Below are 14,789 nucleotides of genomic sequence, written 5' to 3'. Positions count from 1 at the left end.
GCAATCTCACCGGCCGCCCTGTTGCGGCCGGGCGCGCAAGCCGTCGAGGATCTGGCTGCCGAGCATGGTGACATCACCGGCGCCCATGGTGATCACGACGTCGCCGGGCTGCGCGAGCGCGGCGACCTGCTTGCCCACCTTCGACATGTCCGGCTGGTAGTGCACCGGGCTCGTCACGGCCTGGGCCACCAGCGCGCCGTTGACGCCGGGCAGCGGCTCCTCGCGCGCGCCGTAGACGTCGAGCACGACCACCTCGTCGGCCAGGCTCAGCGCGGCGCCGAACTCGGTGGCGAAGGTGGCGGTGCGGCTGTACAGATGCGGCTGGAACACCACGATCACCCGGCCGCGCGTGGTCCGCGCGCCGTCGCGTGCCTCCTGGGCGACCAGCTGGGCGGCGGCCTCGAGCACGGCGCGCACCTCGGTGGGATGGTGGGCGTAGTCGTCGAAGACGCGCACGCCGTTCTCCCGGCCGGTGAACTGGAACCGGCGGTGCACGCCGCCGAAACCCTCCAGGCCCTGCACGATCTCATCGATATCGGCGCCGGTGGCCCTGGCGGCCAGCAGCGCGGCCAGCGCGTTGAGCGCCATGTGCCTGCCCGGCACCGACAGCCGCACCGTGCGCGGCGTGCTCTCCCCCGCCAGCTCGAACTCGACGATGCCGCCGACATCGCGCGGCTGCCAATCGATCAGGCGCGCGCCGACCGGCACCGGGGCCGCCGACAGGTCGCCGGAGCCGTAGCCGAGGACCTCCACACCGCGCTCGCGCAGTCGCGGGGCGACCCGATGCGCCAGTGCCAGCGAGCCAGGATCGTCCAGGCACACCACCAGCAGACCGCCCGGCGCGAGCCGGTCGGCGAAGTCGTCGAAGACCTGGATGTAGGCCTCGTCGGTGCCGAAGAAGTCCAGGTGATCGGATTCGATGTTGGTGACCACGGCGACGTCCGGGTCGTATTGCAGCAGTGAGCCGTCGGACTCGTCGGCCTCGGCGACGAAGATGTCACCGCTGCCGTGGTGGGCGTTGGTGCCCGCCTCGTTGAGCTCGCCGCCGACCGCGAACGACGGATCGGCGCCGCAGTGCTGCAGCGACACGATCAGCATCGAGGTGGTCGAGGTCTTGCCGTGCGTGCCCGAGACCAGCAGGGTCTTGTGCCCGCGCATCAGCGCGGCGAGCACGGTCGGGCGCAGCAGCACCGGGATGTGGCGCCGATTCGCCTCGACCAGTTCCGGATTGGTCTTCGGGATCGCGGCGTAGGTGGTGACGACGACCGTCGGGCCGCCGGGCAGCAGGTCGAGCGCGTCGGCGTCGTGGCCGATGCGGACCTGCGCGCCGCGTGCCCGCAGCGACAGCACGCCGCGGCTCTCGCGGGCGTCCGAGCCGGACACCGCGCCGCCGCGGGCGAGCAGGATCCGGGCGATGCCGGACATGCCCGCGCCGCCGATGCCGACCATGTGCACCCGTTCGAGTTCGGGCGGCAGCGCCGTAGCGAGGTCCTCGCCGCTCGAGCTGTGCCCACTGCCGATGATCGGGCGGCCTGCGTGGTCACGCTCCGCTGCCGCCTCCGGCCGCTGACCGCTCATCGGGCGACCTCGGTGACGATCCGGGCCACCGTGTCGGCAGCGTCGCGATGGCCCGCGCCTGCGGCGGCGCGGCTCATCTCGGCGAGTCGAGCGGGGTCGAGCAGCAGCGGAATCACCTCATCGATCACGTATTTCGGGGTCAGGTCGGCGTCGGCGACAATTCTGCCACCTCCCTGCGCGACCACGGGCCTGGCGTTGAACTCCTGCTCGCCGTTGCCGTGCGGCAGCGGCACGTAGAAGGCGGGCAGCCCGACCGCCGACACCTCGGCCACGGTCATCGCGCCGGAGCGGCAGACCACCGCGTCGGCGGCGGCGTAGGCCAGATCCATCCGGGACAGGTACGGCACGGCGACATACGGCGCGTCCGCGTCGGCGGTACTCACCTCGACGCTGTTCTTCGGGCCGTGCGCGTGCAGCACCGCGATCCCCGCGGCCGCCAGCTGCGGCGCGGCGCCGGAGACGGCCTCGTTGAGGCTGCGCGCGCCCTGCGATCCGCCGAACACCAGCAGCACCGGGCCCTCGGCGGGCAGGCCGAAGTGGGCGCGGGCCTCGGCGCGCAGGGCCGCGCGGTCCAGACCGGTGATGGAGGCGCGCACCGGGATGCCGACGACCTGGGCGTCGGCCAGGCCCGAATCGGGCACCGCGGCAAGCACCTTCGCGGCGAGCTTGGCGCCGACCTTGTTCGCGATACCCGCCTTGGCGTTGGCCTCGTGCACGACCACCGGCACGGCGCGCTTGCGGCCGAACAGGCCACCGCGCGCGGCGAGGTAGGCGGGCAGGGCGACATAGCCGCCGAAGCCGATGATCACGTCGGCCTGCACCTCGTCGATGACGGCCCTGGTCGCCTTCACCGAGGCGCGCACCCGGCCGGGCAGGCGCAGCAGGTCGGCGGAGGGCTTGCGCGGCAACGGCACCGGCGGGATCAGCTCGAGCGGGTATCCGCGTTCGGGAACCAGCTTGGTCTCCAGACCGCGTTCGGTGCCCAGCGCGGTCACCCGGATCGAAGCGTCGAGCGCGCGCAGGGCGTCGGCGACGGCGAGCGCGGGTTCGATATGGCCTGCGGTGCCTCCGCCTGCGACGATCACCGACAACCCGGGACGCGGGTGACTCACTTGGATCTACCTCGTTCTTTCGCGTGTGGCATCGGATAGGTCGGTTCCCATGCTCGGGTCGACCGTAGCGAACTGGTGCCGCGGCTCTGGGGGGCGCGTCGGCGGCGCGGGGCCGGGCTCTCGCGGCGCGCGGCCGGACGGGGCCGCTCGGCCTTGGCTTTCGGGGCGGGCCTGCGCGGTGCGTCGGCCTTGAAGGGGGTGTACACCTCGGGCACCGGCAGCCGCAGCATCCGGCTCACCCGGCCGTCCTGCCCGGCCTGCAGGGCCGAGACCGCCTCCGGTTCGTGCCGGGCGGCGCTGGCGATGATGCCGAACATGAACAGCGTGATGGCCAGCGAGGATCCACCGGCCGAGACCAGCGGCAGCTGCAGACCGGTCACCGGCAGCAGCCCGACGACGTAGCCGATGTTGATCAGCGCCTGCGCGGTGATCCAGGTGGTGGCGGTCGCGGTGAGCAGCCGCAGGAACGGGTCGACCGAGCGCAGCGCGATCCGGATGCCCGCGTAGACGAACAGCGCGAACAGCGCCAGCACCAGCATGCAGCCGAGGAAGCCGAGTTCCTCGCCGATGATGGCGAAGATGAAGTCGTTGTGCGAGTTGGGCAGGTAGCTCCACTTCGCGCGGCTCTGGCCGAGGCCGCGGCCCCAGATGCCGCCGTCGGCGAGGGAGTACTTGGCCTGGCGCGCCTGATAGTTCACGCCCTGCGGGTCGTCACCGGGGTTGAAGAACGCGCGCACCCGATCGGAGCGATACCCGGCCGACAGCGCCAGCACCGACGCCGCGACCACCCCGGTGACCATGATCCCGACGAACAGCCGCACCGGCAGTCCGCCGAACCACAGCAGCGCCATCAGCACGATGCCGAGCGCGATGGTGGTCGACAGGTTCGGTTCCAGCACCACCAGCAGGCACACCAGCAGACCGGCGGGCACCAGCGGCACCAGGATGTCCTTGAGCTGGGCGCCGCGCCGCGAGGCCAGCAGGTGCGCGCCCCACACCACCAGCGTCACCTTGACGACCTCGGACGGCTGGATCGACAGCGGGCCGATGTCGAACCAGCGCCGCGCGCCACCGTGGATGGCGCCGATGCCGGGGATGAGCACCAGCACCAGCGCCAGCACCGAGATGCTGAAGATCGGGAACGACCACTGCCGCAGCAGCCGCAGCGGCAGCCGCAGCGCGATATAGAAGGCGACGGCGCCGAGCGCGGCGAACATGGCCTGCTGGATGAACAGCGCGTACGCCGAACCGCCGCCCGCGTACGCCTCGACACTCGACGCCGACAGCACCATGACCAGGCCGAGCACGGTCAGCAGGGTCGCGATGGTGACGATCAGGTGGAAGGACGCGAGCGGACGGGCCAGCCAAGCGCCGAAGCGCTCCCCCGCCCAGCCGGTCCGCCGCGTCTTTGTCATAGGGCCCGCCCGATGTCACCGTCTTCCAGTGCCGTCACCGCGTCCACGAAGCAGCGTCCGCGGTGGGTGTAGTCGTCGTACATGTCCAGGGAGGCGGCCGCGGGGGCGAGCAACACGGTGTCTCCGGCGCGGGCCAGACCCGCCGCGGCGCGGACCGCGCGGCCCATGACCGCTTCGGCACGCTGGGATCTCGACGACTCCATGCCTGCATCGTCTCGCGCATCCAGCTCGATGACCGGGACCTCGGGTGCGTGTCGCGCCAACGCGGCGGCGATCACCGGCGCGTCGGCACCGAACAGGACCGCGCCGACCAGCCGGTCGCCCACCTCTTCGATCAGGTCGTCGACGCTGGCGCCCTTGAGCAGGCCGCCCGCCACCCAGACCACGTGCGGGTGCGCCAGGATCGCGGCGCGCGCGGCGTGCGGGTTGGTGGCCTTGGAGTCGTCGATGAAGTCGACCCCGCCCAGTTCGCGGACGAACGCGGTGCGGTGCGGGCCCACCTTGTGCTCGGCCAGGCCCTCCTTCACGAACTGCGGCGCCACGTCGATCGCCCTGGTCAGCGCGGAGGCGGCGAGGGCATCGGCGATGCCGGCCGGGCCCTGCGGGCTGATGTCGGAGGTCTCGGCGAGGATCGCGGCCTTGGTGAACGCGCGGTCGAGCAGCTTGCCGTCGACCACACCGAGTTCGCCGTCGGCGGGCACCCCGATCCGGAAGCCGACGGTGCGCCGGGCCTTGGCCTTGCGCGCCAGCGAGCCCGCCACCGGATCGTCGAGGCCGACGACGCCGACCCGCCCGGTCAGCGCGCGCGCCTTGGCGGCGGCGTAGGCGTCCAGGCCGCCGTGCCAATCCAGGTGGTCCTCGGCGACATTGAGCACGACCCCGGCCTCCGGGCGCACCGACGGCGCCCAGTGCAGCTGGAACGAGGACAGCTCGACCGCGAGCACCTGCGGGCCGGGATTGCGGCGCAGCGCGTCCAGGATCGGCAGGCCGATATTGCCGCAGGCCACGCTGGCGATGCCAGCGGCACGCAGGATCGAGTGCGTCATGTTGGTGGTGGTGGTCTTGCCGTTGGTGCCGGTGATCACCAGCCACTTGCGGACCGGACCGTAGATCCTGGCCTGGTCGACCCACCAGGCGAACTCGACGTCACCCCAGACCGGGATGCCCTCGGTGACGGCGGAGACCAGCACCGGCGAGTCCGGCCGCCAGCCCGGGCTGGTGATGACCAGCGCGAACCGGCTCAGATCGGCGTTCTCCAGCTCGATGCTGGTGGCGACCTCGAGACCCAGTTCGGCGGCCTCGGCCAGCGCCTTGGCGCCGCTGTCGGTGACCACCGGATGCGCGCCGATATCACGCAGCGGTTCGATCAGTGAGCGCCCGGAGACGCCCCAGCCCGCGACGAGAACGTCACGGCCACGCAGGAATTCGAGCATGGGGCCCGGGGAGCGGAGGGCGCGGGGAGAGTGTTCGACCATGTTCGTCCTCACCCGACCTGCGAAAGGTATTCGCTGTAGAACAGGCCGAGACCCACGGCGGCGGCGATGCCGGCCAGGATCCAGAACCTGATGATCACCGTGGTTTCCGCCCACTTGCTCAATTCGAAGTGGTGATGGAACGGCGCCATCTTGAACAAGCGGTTGCGAGTGGTGCGGTAGACCGCCACCTGCAGCACCACCGACGCCGCCTCGGCGACGAACAGCGCGCCGATGACGACCATCAGCAGCTCGGTGCGGGTGGTGACCGACAGACCGGCCAGCATGCCGCCCAGGGCCAGCGACCCGGTGTCGCCCATGAAGATCTTGGCGGGCGCGGCGTTCCACCACAGGAAGCCGATGCACGCGGCGGCCGCGGCGGCGCACACCAGCGCCAGGTCCAGCGGGTCGCGCACGTCGTAGCAACCGGCCTCGGGGCTGGTGGAGCACGCGTTGCGGTACTGCCAGAAGGTGATGATCACGTACGCGCCGAGCACCAGGCTCATCGAACCGGCGGCCAGACCGTCCAGGCCGTCGGTCAGGTTGACCGCGTTGGACCAGGCCACCACCAGCAGGCAGACGAAGACGACGAACACGATCGCGCCCATCGACACCGTCGAGATGTCGCGCACATAGGAGATGTGCTTGCTGCCGGGGGTGAGCCCGTTCTGGCCACGGAACTGCAGCACCAGCACCGCGAACAGGACCGCGGCGCCGATCTGGCCGATGTACTTGCCCGCGGCCGACAGGCCGAGGTTGCGCTGCTTGCGCAGCTTGATGAAGTCGTCGAGGAAGCCGACCACGCCGAGCGCGGTGGTCAGCCCGAGCACCAGCAGACCCGAGGCCGTCGGGCCCTCGGCGTCGTAGCCGATGCCGATCAGGTGCGAGCCGAGGTAACCGGCCCACATGCCGATCAGGATGGCGACGCCACCCATGGTGGGGGTGCCGCGCTTGGCCTGGTGGCTGGCCGGGCCGTCGACCCGGATCTCCTGGCCGAAGCCCTGTCTGGCGAAGACCCGGATCAGCAACGGCGTCAACAGGATCGACACCGCCAGTGCGATCCCCGCCGCGAAAAGAATCTGCCTCATCGAGCCGCCTCCGTGCTACCTTCCCCTGCCCTGGTCAGGTGCTCGGCGACGGCCCACAGGCCCACCGCCTTCGACGCCTTGACCAGTACCACATCGCCCGCGGCGATCTCGTCGTCGAGCAGCGCGATCGCCGCCTCGATATCGGGCACGAGGATCGACTCCTCGCCCCATGAGCCTTCCATCACCGCGCCCTGGTGCATTCCCCGGGATGGCCGTCCGGTGCCCACCACGATCAACCGGTCGACGTCGAGGCGGACCGCGAGGCGGCCGATCGCGTCGTGTTCGATCACCGAGGTGTCGCCGAGCTCGCCCATCTCGCCGAGCACGGCCCAGCTGCGGCGCGGCTCCGCGCCCGCCTTGGCCAGCGTGACCAGCGCCTTGAGCGCGGCCTTCACCGAGTCGGGGTTGGCGTTGTAGGAGTCGTTGATGACGGTGACGCCCTCGGCCGTGGTGCGCACGTCCATCCGGCGCGCCGAGGCCGCGGTGGCGCCCGACAGCGCCTGGGCGACGGTGGCCAGGTCGGCGCCGCACTCCAGCGCGACGGCGGCCGCGGCCAGCGCGTTGCCGACCTGGTGCTCGCCGTGCACGGCCAGCCGCACCGGCACGGACTCGCCGCCCGCGTGCAGGGTGAACCGGGCGCGGGCCTGCTCGTCGGTGACCACGTCGGTGGCGCGGATGTCGGCGTCACCGGCGAGACCGACCTTCACCACGCGCGCCTTCGTGCGCGAGGCCATGGCGGCGACGTTCGGGTCGTCGGCGTTGAGCACGGCCAGTCCCTCGGCGGGCAGCGCCTCGACCAGCTCGCCCTTGGTCTGGGCGATGGCCTCGCGGCTGCCGAACTCACCGAGGTGCGCGGTGCCGACATTGAGCACGACACCGATGCGCGGCGGGGCGATGCGCGCCAGCGCGGCGATGTGACCGGGTCCGCGGGCGGACAGCTCGAGCGCGAGGAACTTGGTGTCCAGGCCGGCGCGCAGCGCGGTCCAGGGGTGCCCGAGCTCGTTGTTGAACGACCCGGGCGGGGCGACGACCGGACCCAGCGGCGCCAGCACGGCGGCCAGCAGGTCCTTGGTCGAGGTCTTGCCGGAGGACCCGGTGACGCCGACGACGGTCAGCCCGGTGCGCACGGCCAGCCGCTCGGTGCTGGCGCGCGCCAGCTCGGCCAGCGCCGCGAGGACGGCGGCGCCGGAGCCGTCGGCGTCGGCGCTGAGCGCGACCGAGGTCGCCGGGACCGAACCGCGGTCCGGCGCCACGACGATCGCGGGCACGCCGACCGGGCGGGCCGCCAGCACGGCGACCGCGCCCGCGGCCACCGCGGCGGCGGCGTAGTCGTGTCCGTCGGAGGTGGCGCCCGGCAGCGCGAGGAACAGATCGCCGGAACCGATTCGGCGCGAATCGAATTCGACCGAACCGGTCACCAGTGCCTGAGGGTCGGGTACGTCGTGCAGCTCGCCGCCGACGACGTCCGCGATCTCCCGCAGTGTCATCTCGATCATGAAACCGTCAAGTCCTCCGAGTCCGTCTGCGGACTGTGTCGTGTCTGCAGGGTTTCCAGCGCCGCCGCGACCACCTCGCGGTCGTCGAAGGGATGCTTGACGCCCTGGATCTCCTGACCCGCCTCGTGGCCCTTGCCCGCGATGAGCACCACGTCGCCGGACCGCGCCCAGGCGAGGGCGGCGGCGATGGCCGCCGCGCGGTCACCGATCTCGCGGATCTCGCCGCGGTCGGTGGCCGGGAGTTCGTGCGCACCGGCCACCACGGCGGCCCTGATGGCCGCCGGGTCCTCGGTGCGGGGATTGTCGTCGGTGACGATCAGCAGGTCGGCGCCGCGCGCGGCGGCCGCCCCCATCAGCGGGCGCTTGGCCGCGTCCCGGTCGCCACCGGCGCCGACGACGACGGCCAGCCTGCCGTGCCCGGCCTCGGTGAGGTGACCGCGCAGGGTGGCCACCACCGATTCGACCGCGGCGGGCTTGTGCGCGTAGTCGACGACGGCGAGGAAGTCCTGGCCGCGCTCGACCCGCTGCATGCGGCCGGGGACGTCGACGGTGGCCAGCGCGGGCGCGGCGACGGCCGGATCGACCCCGGCGGCGGCGCAGGTCGCGACGGCCAGCAGGGCGTTGGCGACGTTGTAGCGGCCGGGCAGCCGCAGCCGCACGGTCAGTTCGCCGTCCGGGCCCGCCGCGGTGAACTCCTGCTCGCCGCCGGTGGCGTCGACGTCACCGGTGACCTGCCAGGTGGCCGGGCCGGTGGTCGAGACGGTGACCGGCGCGGTGAGGTCGCCGGCGAGCCGGGTGCCCCACTCGTCGTCGACGCAGATCACCGCGGTGCGCGCGGCGACCGGCGAATCCGCGTCGAAGAGCTTGCGTTTGGCGGCGAAGTAGTCCTCGAAGTCGGCGTGGAAGTCGAGGTGGTCCTGGGACAGGTTGGTGAACGCGCCGACGGCGAAGCGCACGCCGTCGACCCGGCCCAGCGCCAGCGCGTGGCTGGAGACCTCCATCACGACCGCCTGCACGCCCTGCTCGACCATCGCGGCGAACATCGCGTGCAGCTGCGGCGCCTCGGGCGTGGTGAGCGCGCTGGGCACCCGCCTGCCGCCGATGCGGGTCTCGATGGTGCCGATCAGCCCGGTCGACAGGCCCGCCGCGGCGAGCCCGGCCTCCACCAGGTAGGAGGTGGTGGTCTTGCCGGAGGTGCCGGTGATGCCGATGATGCGCAGGCGGTCGCTCGGGTGGCCGTAGATCTCGGCCGAGAGCTCGCCGAGCACGGCGCGCGGCTGCTCGCGCACCAGGACCGGCACGGCGACCTCGCCGATCAGGGCGGCGCCTGCGGCGTCGGTGTACACGGCCACCGCGCCGCGGTCGATGGCGTCGGCGGCGAAGCGCGCGCCGTGCGCGTTCGCGCCGGGCAGCGCGGCGAACAGGTCACCGGGGCGCACCGCGTTGGAACGCTGCTCGATGCCGGTGACGGTGGGTTCGGTGGTCACCGGGGTCGCCACCGTGGCGCCGGTGAGGTCCAGCAGGGCCCGCAGCGACGTCGACGGCGGCGTGGTGGGCCGGAGCGCGTGCGGGCTGGACTGCGCGGGCACAAGGCTCCTCTCTGAGAGTGATCGAGCGCGTGGGCGAGACGAGCAGTCAGGTTACCGACGCGCGGTGTCGGATGGACAACGCGGGTTGTGCCTAGGCGGAGGAGTTAGAGCCCGGCCTCCAGCACCAGCCGTTTGGGCTCCGGCGACGGCGGCACGCGGTCACGCTGCAACGCCCAGGAGGCGATGCTGTGGAACAGCGGCGCGGCCGACCCGCCACCGCTGCCGTCGGAGCTGCGGATCGGCGCGTCGAGCATCATGCCGATCACATAGCGGGGGTTGTCGGCGGGCGCCATCCCGGCGAAGGTGATGTAGAACGACGAGGACGAATAGCACCGGCAGCCCGGGTCGACCTTCTGCGCGGTGCCGGTCTTGCCCGCCACCTGATAGCCCTCGATGGCGGCCGGGGCGCCGGTGCCCATCTGGTAGCCCATCGGGTCCTTCTGCACGGTCGCCTGGAAGACGGTGCGCAGCGTGTTCGCGGTCTGCGGGCTCACCACCCGCACGCCGTCGGGCTGCAGTTCCTCGGTGCGGGTGCCGTCGGGGGCGATCCTGGCCTTGACGATGCGCGGCGGGATGCGCAGGCCGTCGTTGGCGATGGCCTGGTACATGCCGGTCATCTGCAGGGTCGTCATCGACAGGCCCTGGCCGATGGGCAGGTTCGCGAAGGTGCCGCCGGACCACTGATCACGCGCGGGCACCTGGCCGGGGCTCTCGCCGGGCAGGCCGATCCCGGTGCGCTTGCCGAGCCCGAAGCGGTCGACCATGTCGGCGAAGCGATCCTCGCCCACCCGCTGCGCGAGCATGAGAGTGCCCACGTTGGAGGACTTTCCGAAGATGCCGGTGGTCGTGTACGGCGCGGTGCCGTGCTGCCACGCGTCGTTGACGGTGACCCCAGCCATCCGGATCGAGCCGGGCACCTGCAGCACCTCGTCGGGCGTGGTGAGCCCGTACTCGATGGCGGCGGCCGCGGTGACGATCTTGTTCACCGAGCCGGGCTCGAACGGTTCGGCGACCGAGGGGTTGCTCATGTCGGCCGAGGCCCAATGCTGCGGTCCCAGTGCGGGATTGAAGGTGTTGTCGTTGGCCATCGCCAGCACCTGGCCGGTCTTGGCGTCGAGCACCACCGCCGAGGCCGAGGACGCGCCGGAGAGCTGCTTGGCCTGCTGCACCTGCTGCTGGACGTAGTACTGCATGTCCTCGTCGAGGGTCAGCTCCACGCCGTAGCCGTTCACCGCGGGCTGCTGGTCGCGGTAGCTGCCGGGGATCACCGCGCCGTCGGACCCGCGATCGTAGGTGCGCGAACCGTCGGTGCCGGCGAGCACCGAGTCCAGCGCGGACTCCAGGCCGATCTGGCCGTGCCCGTCCCAGCCGGTCGCGCCCACCACATTGGCCGCCAGGGCGCCGCCGGGGTATTCGCGCAGGTCCTGACGTTCGGCGCCGACCTCGGGGAACTTGGCCTGGATCTCCGAGGCCACCCGCGGATCGACATTGCGGGCCAGGTACGTGAAGGTCTTGTCGCTGCGCAGCTTGTCCAGCAGCTCTTCTTCCTTGGGCGCCGCGGCGCCCAGCTTCTCGTGGACGAACTTCGCGATGTCCTTCAGGCGCTGCTCGGGGTCGGGCGCGCTCGGCTTGGTCTTCTTGGCGTCGGCGAGCTGCTGGCGCACCCGGACCGGCTGGAAGGTCAGCGCTTTCGCGGTGATGGTGAAGGCGAGCTGGTTGCCGTGCCGGTCGGTGATCGGACCGCGCACGGCGGCCTCGGTCTCCTTGGTGGTGCGCTGGGACGCGGCCTGCGCGGAGAGCGCGGGCGCGGCCAGACTCTGGATGTAGAGCAGCTGCAGTGCCACCACCGCCAGCGTCGCCAGCAGGGTGACCCGGCCGACGCCCAGGCGCAACCGGATCGGCCGGTCCGGCGAGAGCGACCCCGATCGGCGGGCCCTCGACGAGACCGGCCCGCGTCGCTGTCGCGACGCGGGCCCGCTCTGCCTCATCGACCGTCCTCCGGAGCGACGATCCGCGGTGACTCGCTCGGCGGCCCCGCGACCCGGCCGGGTAGGCCGGCCGCGACGCCCGGGGCGGGCGGCGGCGAGTCGGCCGGTTCGCCCTGATCGGTGGGGGCGGCGACGTCGACCCGGTCGGGCACGGTGACCGGGGCGATCGGCGCGGGCGCCGGTCCCTCGGCGGGTGCGGGCGCCGGGCCTTCGGCGGGTGCGGGTGCGTCGGCGGGCGGGGCGGCGTCGGCCGGGGCCAGCGGCGCCGGAGCCGGAGCGACGGCGGGCTGCGGCGCGACGGCCGGGACCTGCGGCGCGGCGGGCGCCGGTGCGGGCGCCGCGCCCTGGGCCGCGGGCGCGGCGAGCACATTGGCCGGGGTGCCGCTCGGCGTGGCCGGACCGGCGGTCGAGGCGCCCGGCTGCACCGGAACCACCCGCTCACCCTGCGCCTGGGCATGGCCCGGCGCGGGGTTGGGAGTGGTGGTCGGCGGACCGTTCAGCGGCGGCACCGGCGCGCCCTGCGCGGGCGTCGGCGTCCCGATGACGGTCACCTCACCACCGGGGCCGAGCACCAGCCGGGCCGGGTCCTTGGCCGGGATCATGCCCAGTTCCCTGGCGCGCGCGGCCAATTCGGGCGCGGAGTCGGCGGCGGCGACCTCACGCTGGAGCGCGGCCCGTTCGTCGGCGAGCTTGCGGTTGACCGTCCTGGCGTCGCCGAGCTGGTAGCTGTCCTCGGCGGCGCGCGTGGTCAGCAGGAGGGTCAGCGCCAGGCCGCAGCCGAGCAGTCCGATGATGGCGGTGACGAACGGGATCCGCCCGGCCATCGTCGAGGCCCGCTCGGGCAGCTCGATCCCGTCGAGCAGCTGCTCCCTGGTGCGCTTGCGCGCGTAGGCCCGCTGCGCGGCACCGGATTTCACCCGTTCGGCCGCCTCGACGCGACGGGCCGTACGCCCCGGCACGGCGACGGTGCTCGTCCGCACGCTCATCGTGTCCCCTCCTGTGTCCTCCCTGACCTCTCCGCGATCCGTTCGGCCGCGCGCATCCGCACCGGCGCGGATCGCGGGTTGACCTCGATCTCGGACTCGGTCGCCTTCTCCGCACCTCGGGTCAGCATCCGGAATTCCGGTCCCATGCCGGGCAATTCGACCGGCAGGTCCATCGGCGATCTGGAGACGATCCGTGGCGCGAACTCCTGCTTGACCAGCCGGTCCTCCAGCGACTGGTACGACATGACGCAGATCCGCCCGCCCACGCGCAGCGAATCCAGTGCCGCGGGCAGCGCCGCGCGCAGCGAGTCGAGCTCGCCGTTGACCTCCACCCGCAGGGCCTGGAACGTGCGCTTGGCCGGATGACCGCCGGTGCGCCGCGCCGCGGCCGGGATGGTGTCGTAGAGCAGCTCGACCAGCTCGGCGCTGGTGGTGAACGGCTTGACCGCGCGCCTGCGCAGCACCTCGGAGGCGATCTTGCCCGCGAACCGTTCGTCGCCATAGGTTTTCAGCACCCGGGCCAGGTCGCCGTGGCTGTAGGTGTTGAGCACGTCGGCGGCGGTCGGGCCGGTGGTCGGGTCCATCCGCATGTCCAGCGGTGCGTCGACGGAGTAGGCGAAGCCACGATCGGCCTCGTCGAGCTGCATCGACGACACCCCGAGGTCCATCAGAATCGCTGACACCGCACCGATCTCGGGCAGGCCCGCCTGGCTCAGCGCGTCGGCGATGCCGTCGTAGCGGGTGTGCACCAGCGTGATCCGGTCGGCGTAGGGCGCGAGCCGCTCGCCCGCCAGTTTCAGCGCGGTGGTGTCGCGGTCGAGCCCGACCAGGTGCGCGTTCGGATAGGTGCGCAGGAAGTGTTCGGCATGGCCGCCCAGGCCGAGCGTCGCGTCGATGTAGACGGCGCCCGGTTCGCTCAGCGCGGGGCCGAGCAGTTCGTCGGCGCGTTCGAGCAGGACCGGCACATGACGGGGGTTCTCGGTGTCATGGTTCACCTCGACCTCCCGGGATACTGCCTCGCGTCGCAGACGGGTCGCCTTGCCACACAGTGCTTTTCGAATGAGATTGCGGTCTGAATGAAGCCGTTCCACCGCCCTTGCGATGGAACCGGCGAATGCGTCGAGGTCTCTGACCGAGGCGCGGCACCTGGCGTCGGGGAAGTACGTCAGGGTCCGCGCCCGGGCAGAGGCCTCGCAGCACTCGCGTGCTCCGAGCTAGAAGATCCCGCCCAGCGACTCGTCTCTGGCTTGCGCGTAGTCCTCCTCGTGCTCGGCGAGGTAGGACTCCCACGCCTGCTTGTCCCATATCTCGAGGAAGTCGACCGAACCGATCACCACGCAATCTCGCGTGAGATCGGCATAGCGTCGATGGTCCGGCGACAGCGTGATCCGGCCCTGTGCATCCGGACGTTGCTCGTCGGTGCCCGCCGCCAGCGCTCGGACGAAAGCCCTTGCCTGCGGGTTGCTTCGAGACGCCGCGGCGGCCCGCCGCGCGAGCGCGGTGAACTCGTCCCTCGGGTACACGGCCAGGCTGTGGTCTTGACCTTTGGTGACCATCAACCCTCCCGCCAGTTCGTCTCGAAACTTCGCAGGCAACGTCAGTCGCCCTTTGTCGTCCAGGCGGGGGGTGTAGGTACCGAGGAACATCTCGGCCACCTCCCTACTGGATCACCTCGCCGTACGGCCTCTCCTGTAGTGCGCGACCCACATTACCCCACTTTCCCCCACTTTCAATCGAAACCCCGGGTGATCTCGCTCCCCGCCAACACAATTCCGCAGGTCATGCCAGCTATCACCGAGATTCGGTGTTATCGCGTGTTCGGGCAACCCGCGCGGGTCGGCAACCCGTGGTTCCGACAACGTTCAGCAAACATCGCAGGTGCCACCGGCGGCGGCGCGAGCCGTGGGGGCGCGGTGGGGAACGGTGGGGAAAGTGGGGGAACCGCCCTGACCATCGATCCGGCGGCTGGCGGACGGGCGAGTGGGGCGGCTACTTCAAGCTCCAGCACGACGCCTGGCTGCACTACTTCGACTTCGGCCACGGCACCTTCGAGGCGATCCGCGGC

General features: G+C 72.0%; 12 protein-coding genes. 1 reads left to right on the top strand and 11 read right to left on the bottom strand.

Annotation, left to right across the window (positions count from 1 at the left end; genetic code table 11):
- Positions 1 to 6: 6 nt before the first annotated feature.
- From murC to mraZ, 11 genes are all read right to left on the bottom strand, one after another.
- Complete coding sequence (gene murC / locus ACFVW6_RS33705) at positions 7 to 1,449, bottom strand: UDP-N-acetylmuramate--L-alanine ligase (RefSeq protein ID WP_365016463.1); 1,443 nt, start codon at positions 1,447 to 1,449, stop codon at positions 7 to 9.
- Positions 1,450 to 1,574: 125 nt separating this feature from the next.
- Positions 1,575 to 2,690 carry an undecaprenyldiphospho-muramoylpentapeptide beta-N-acetylglucosaminyltransferase gene (murG, locus tag ACFVW6_RS33700; RefSeq protein WP_357349194.1) on the bottom strand — a complete coding sequence of 372 codons (1,116 nt, stop codon included), beginning with the start codon at positions 2,688 to 2,690 and terminating at the stop codon, positions 1,575 to 1,577.
- Entirely contained in the window at positions 2,687 to 4,105 is a 1,419-nt protein-coding gene (gene ftsW / locus ACFVW6_RS33695) for a putative lipid II flippase FtsW (RefSeq protein ID WP_378833594.1), read from the bottom strand. The genes murG and ftsW overlap by 4 nt, the downstream gene beginning before the upstream one ends.
- A complete protein-coding gene (murD, locus tag ACFVW6_RS33690; RefSeq protein ID WP_378833610.1) occupies positions 4,102 to 5,538 on the bottom strand; it encodes a UDP-N-acetylmuramoyl-L-alanine--D-glutamate ligase in 1,437 nt (478 codons plus the stop codon). The genes ftsW and murD overlap by 4 nt, the downstream gene beginning before the upstream one ends.
- 50 nt (positions 5,539 to 5,588) lie before the next feature.
- On the bottom strand, positions 5,589 to 6,665 hold the full coding sequence (gene mraY, locus ACFVW6_RS33685; protein ID WP_218716002.1) for a phospho-N-acetylmuramoyl-pentapeptide-transferase: 1,077 nt from the start codon (positions 6,663 to 6,665) through the stop codon (positions 5,589 to 5,591).
- Positions 6,662 to 8,161: a UDP-N-acetylmuramoyl-tripeptide--D-alanyl-D-alanine ligase gene (murF, locus tag ACFVW6_RS33680; protein ID WP_378833598.1), complete on the bottom strand. Its 1,500-nt coding sequence runs from the start codon at positions 8,159 to 8,161 to the stop codon at positions 6,662 to 6,664. Before murF ends, mraY begins: the two co-directional genes overlap by 4 nt.
- On the bottom strand, positions 8,158 to 9,750 hold the full coding sequence (locus tag ACFVW6_RS33675) for a UDP-N-acetylmuramoyl-L-alanyl-D-glutamate--2,6-diaminopimelate ligase (RefSeq protein WP_378833600.1): 1,593 nt from the start codon (positions 9,748 to 9,750) through the stop codon (positions 8,158 to 8,160). The genes murF and ACFVW6_RS33675 overlap by 4 nt, the downstream gene beginning before the upstream one ends.
- Positions 9,751 to 9,854: 104 nt before the next feature.
- Positions 9,855 to 11,738, bottom strand: coding sequence for a penicillin-binding protein 2 (locus ACFVW6_RS33670; protein ID WP_365016388.1), 1,884 nt, complete (start codon positions 11,736 to 11,738; stop codon positions 9,855 to 9,857).
- Positions 11,735 to 12,724 carry a hypothetical protein gene (locus ACFVW6_RS33665; protein WP_378833604.1) on the bottom strand — a complete coding sequence of 330 codons (990 nt, stop codon included), beginning with the start codon at positions 12,722 to 12,724 and terminating at the stop codon, positions 11,735 to 11,737. Before ACFVW6_RS33665 ends, ACFVW6_RS33670 begins: the two co-directional genes overlap by 4 nt.
- A complete protein-coding gene (rsmH, locus tag ACFVW6_RS33660; protein WP_355284990.1) occupies positions 12,721 to 13,719 on the bottom strand; it encodes a 16S rRNA (cytosine(1402)-N(4))-methyltransferase RsmH in 999 nt (332 codons plus the stop codon). Before rsmH ends, ACFVW6_RS33665 begins: the two co-directional genes overlap by 4 nt.
- 219 nt (positions 13,720 to 13,938) lie before the next feature.
- The gene (mraZ, locus tag ACFVW6_RS33655) at positions 13,939 to 14,370 is read right to left on the bottom strand and encodes a division/cell wall cluster transcriptional repressor MraZ (protein ID WP_357349461.1); all 432 of its coding nucleotides are present in this window, start codon (positions 14,368 to 14,370) and stop codon (positions 13,939 to 13,941) included.
- Between the two features lie 200 nt (positions 14,371 to 14,570).
- Here mraZ and ACFVW6_RS33650 point away from each other — a divergent pair.
- A partial coding sequence (locus tag ACFVW6_RS33650) for a hypothetical protein (protein ID WP_387793611.1) occupies positions 14,571 to 14,789 on the top strand: 219 nt, incomplete at its 3' end.

This window comes from Nocardia sp. NPDC058244, from assembly GCF_042882065.1.
In the GTDB taxonomy this organism is placed as follows: Bacteria; Actinomycetota; Actinomycetes; order Mycobacteriales; family Mycobacteriaceae; genus Nocardia.
This window is presented reverse-complemented; position numbering and strand designations above follow the sequence as displayed.

Coding starts and splice junctions, on each gene's coding strand:
- ftsW (WP_378833594.1), bottom strand. CDS start 4,105: ATGACAAAGACGCGGCGGACCGGCTGGGCGGGGGAGCGCTTCGGCGCT.
- ACFVW6_RS33670 (WP_365016388.1), bottom strand. CDS start 11,738: ATGAGGCAGAGCGGGCCCGCGTCGCGACAGCGACGCGGGCCGGTCTCG.
- murF (WP_378833598.1), bottom strand. CDS start 8,161: ATGATCGAGATGACACTGCGGGAGATCGCGGACGTCGTCGGCGGCGAG.
- murD (WP_378833610.1), bottom strand. CDS start 5,538: ATGCTCGAATTCCTGCGTGGCCGTGACGTTCTCGTCGCGGGCTGGGGC.
- mraZ (WP_357349461.1), bottom strand. CDS start 14,370: ATGTTCCTCGGTACCTACACCCCCCGCCTGGACGACAAAGGGCGACTG.
- mraY (WP_218716002.1), bottom strand. CDS start 6,665: ATGAGGCAGATTCTTTTCGCGGCGGGGATCGCACTGGCGGTGTCGATC.
- ACFVW6_RS33665 (WP_378833604.1), bottom strand. CDS start 12,724: ATGAGCGTGCGGACGAGCACCGTCGCCGTGCCGGGGCGTACGGCCCGT.
- murC (WP_365016463.1), bottom strand. CDS start 1,449: ATGGTCGGCATCGGCGGCGCGGGCATGTCCGGCATCGCCCGGATCCTG.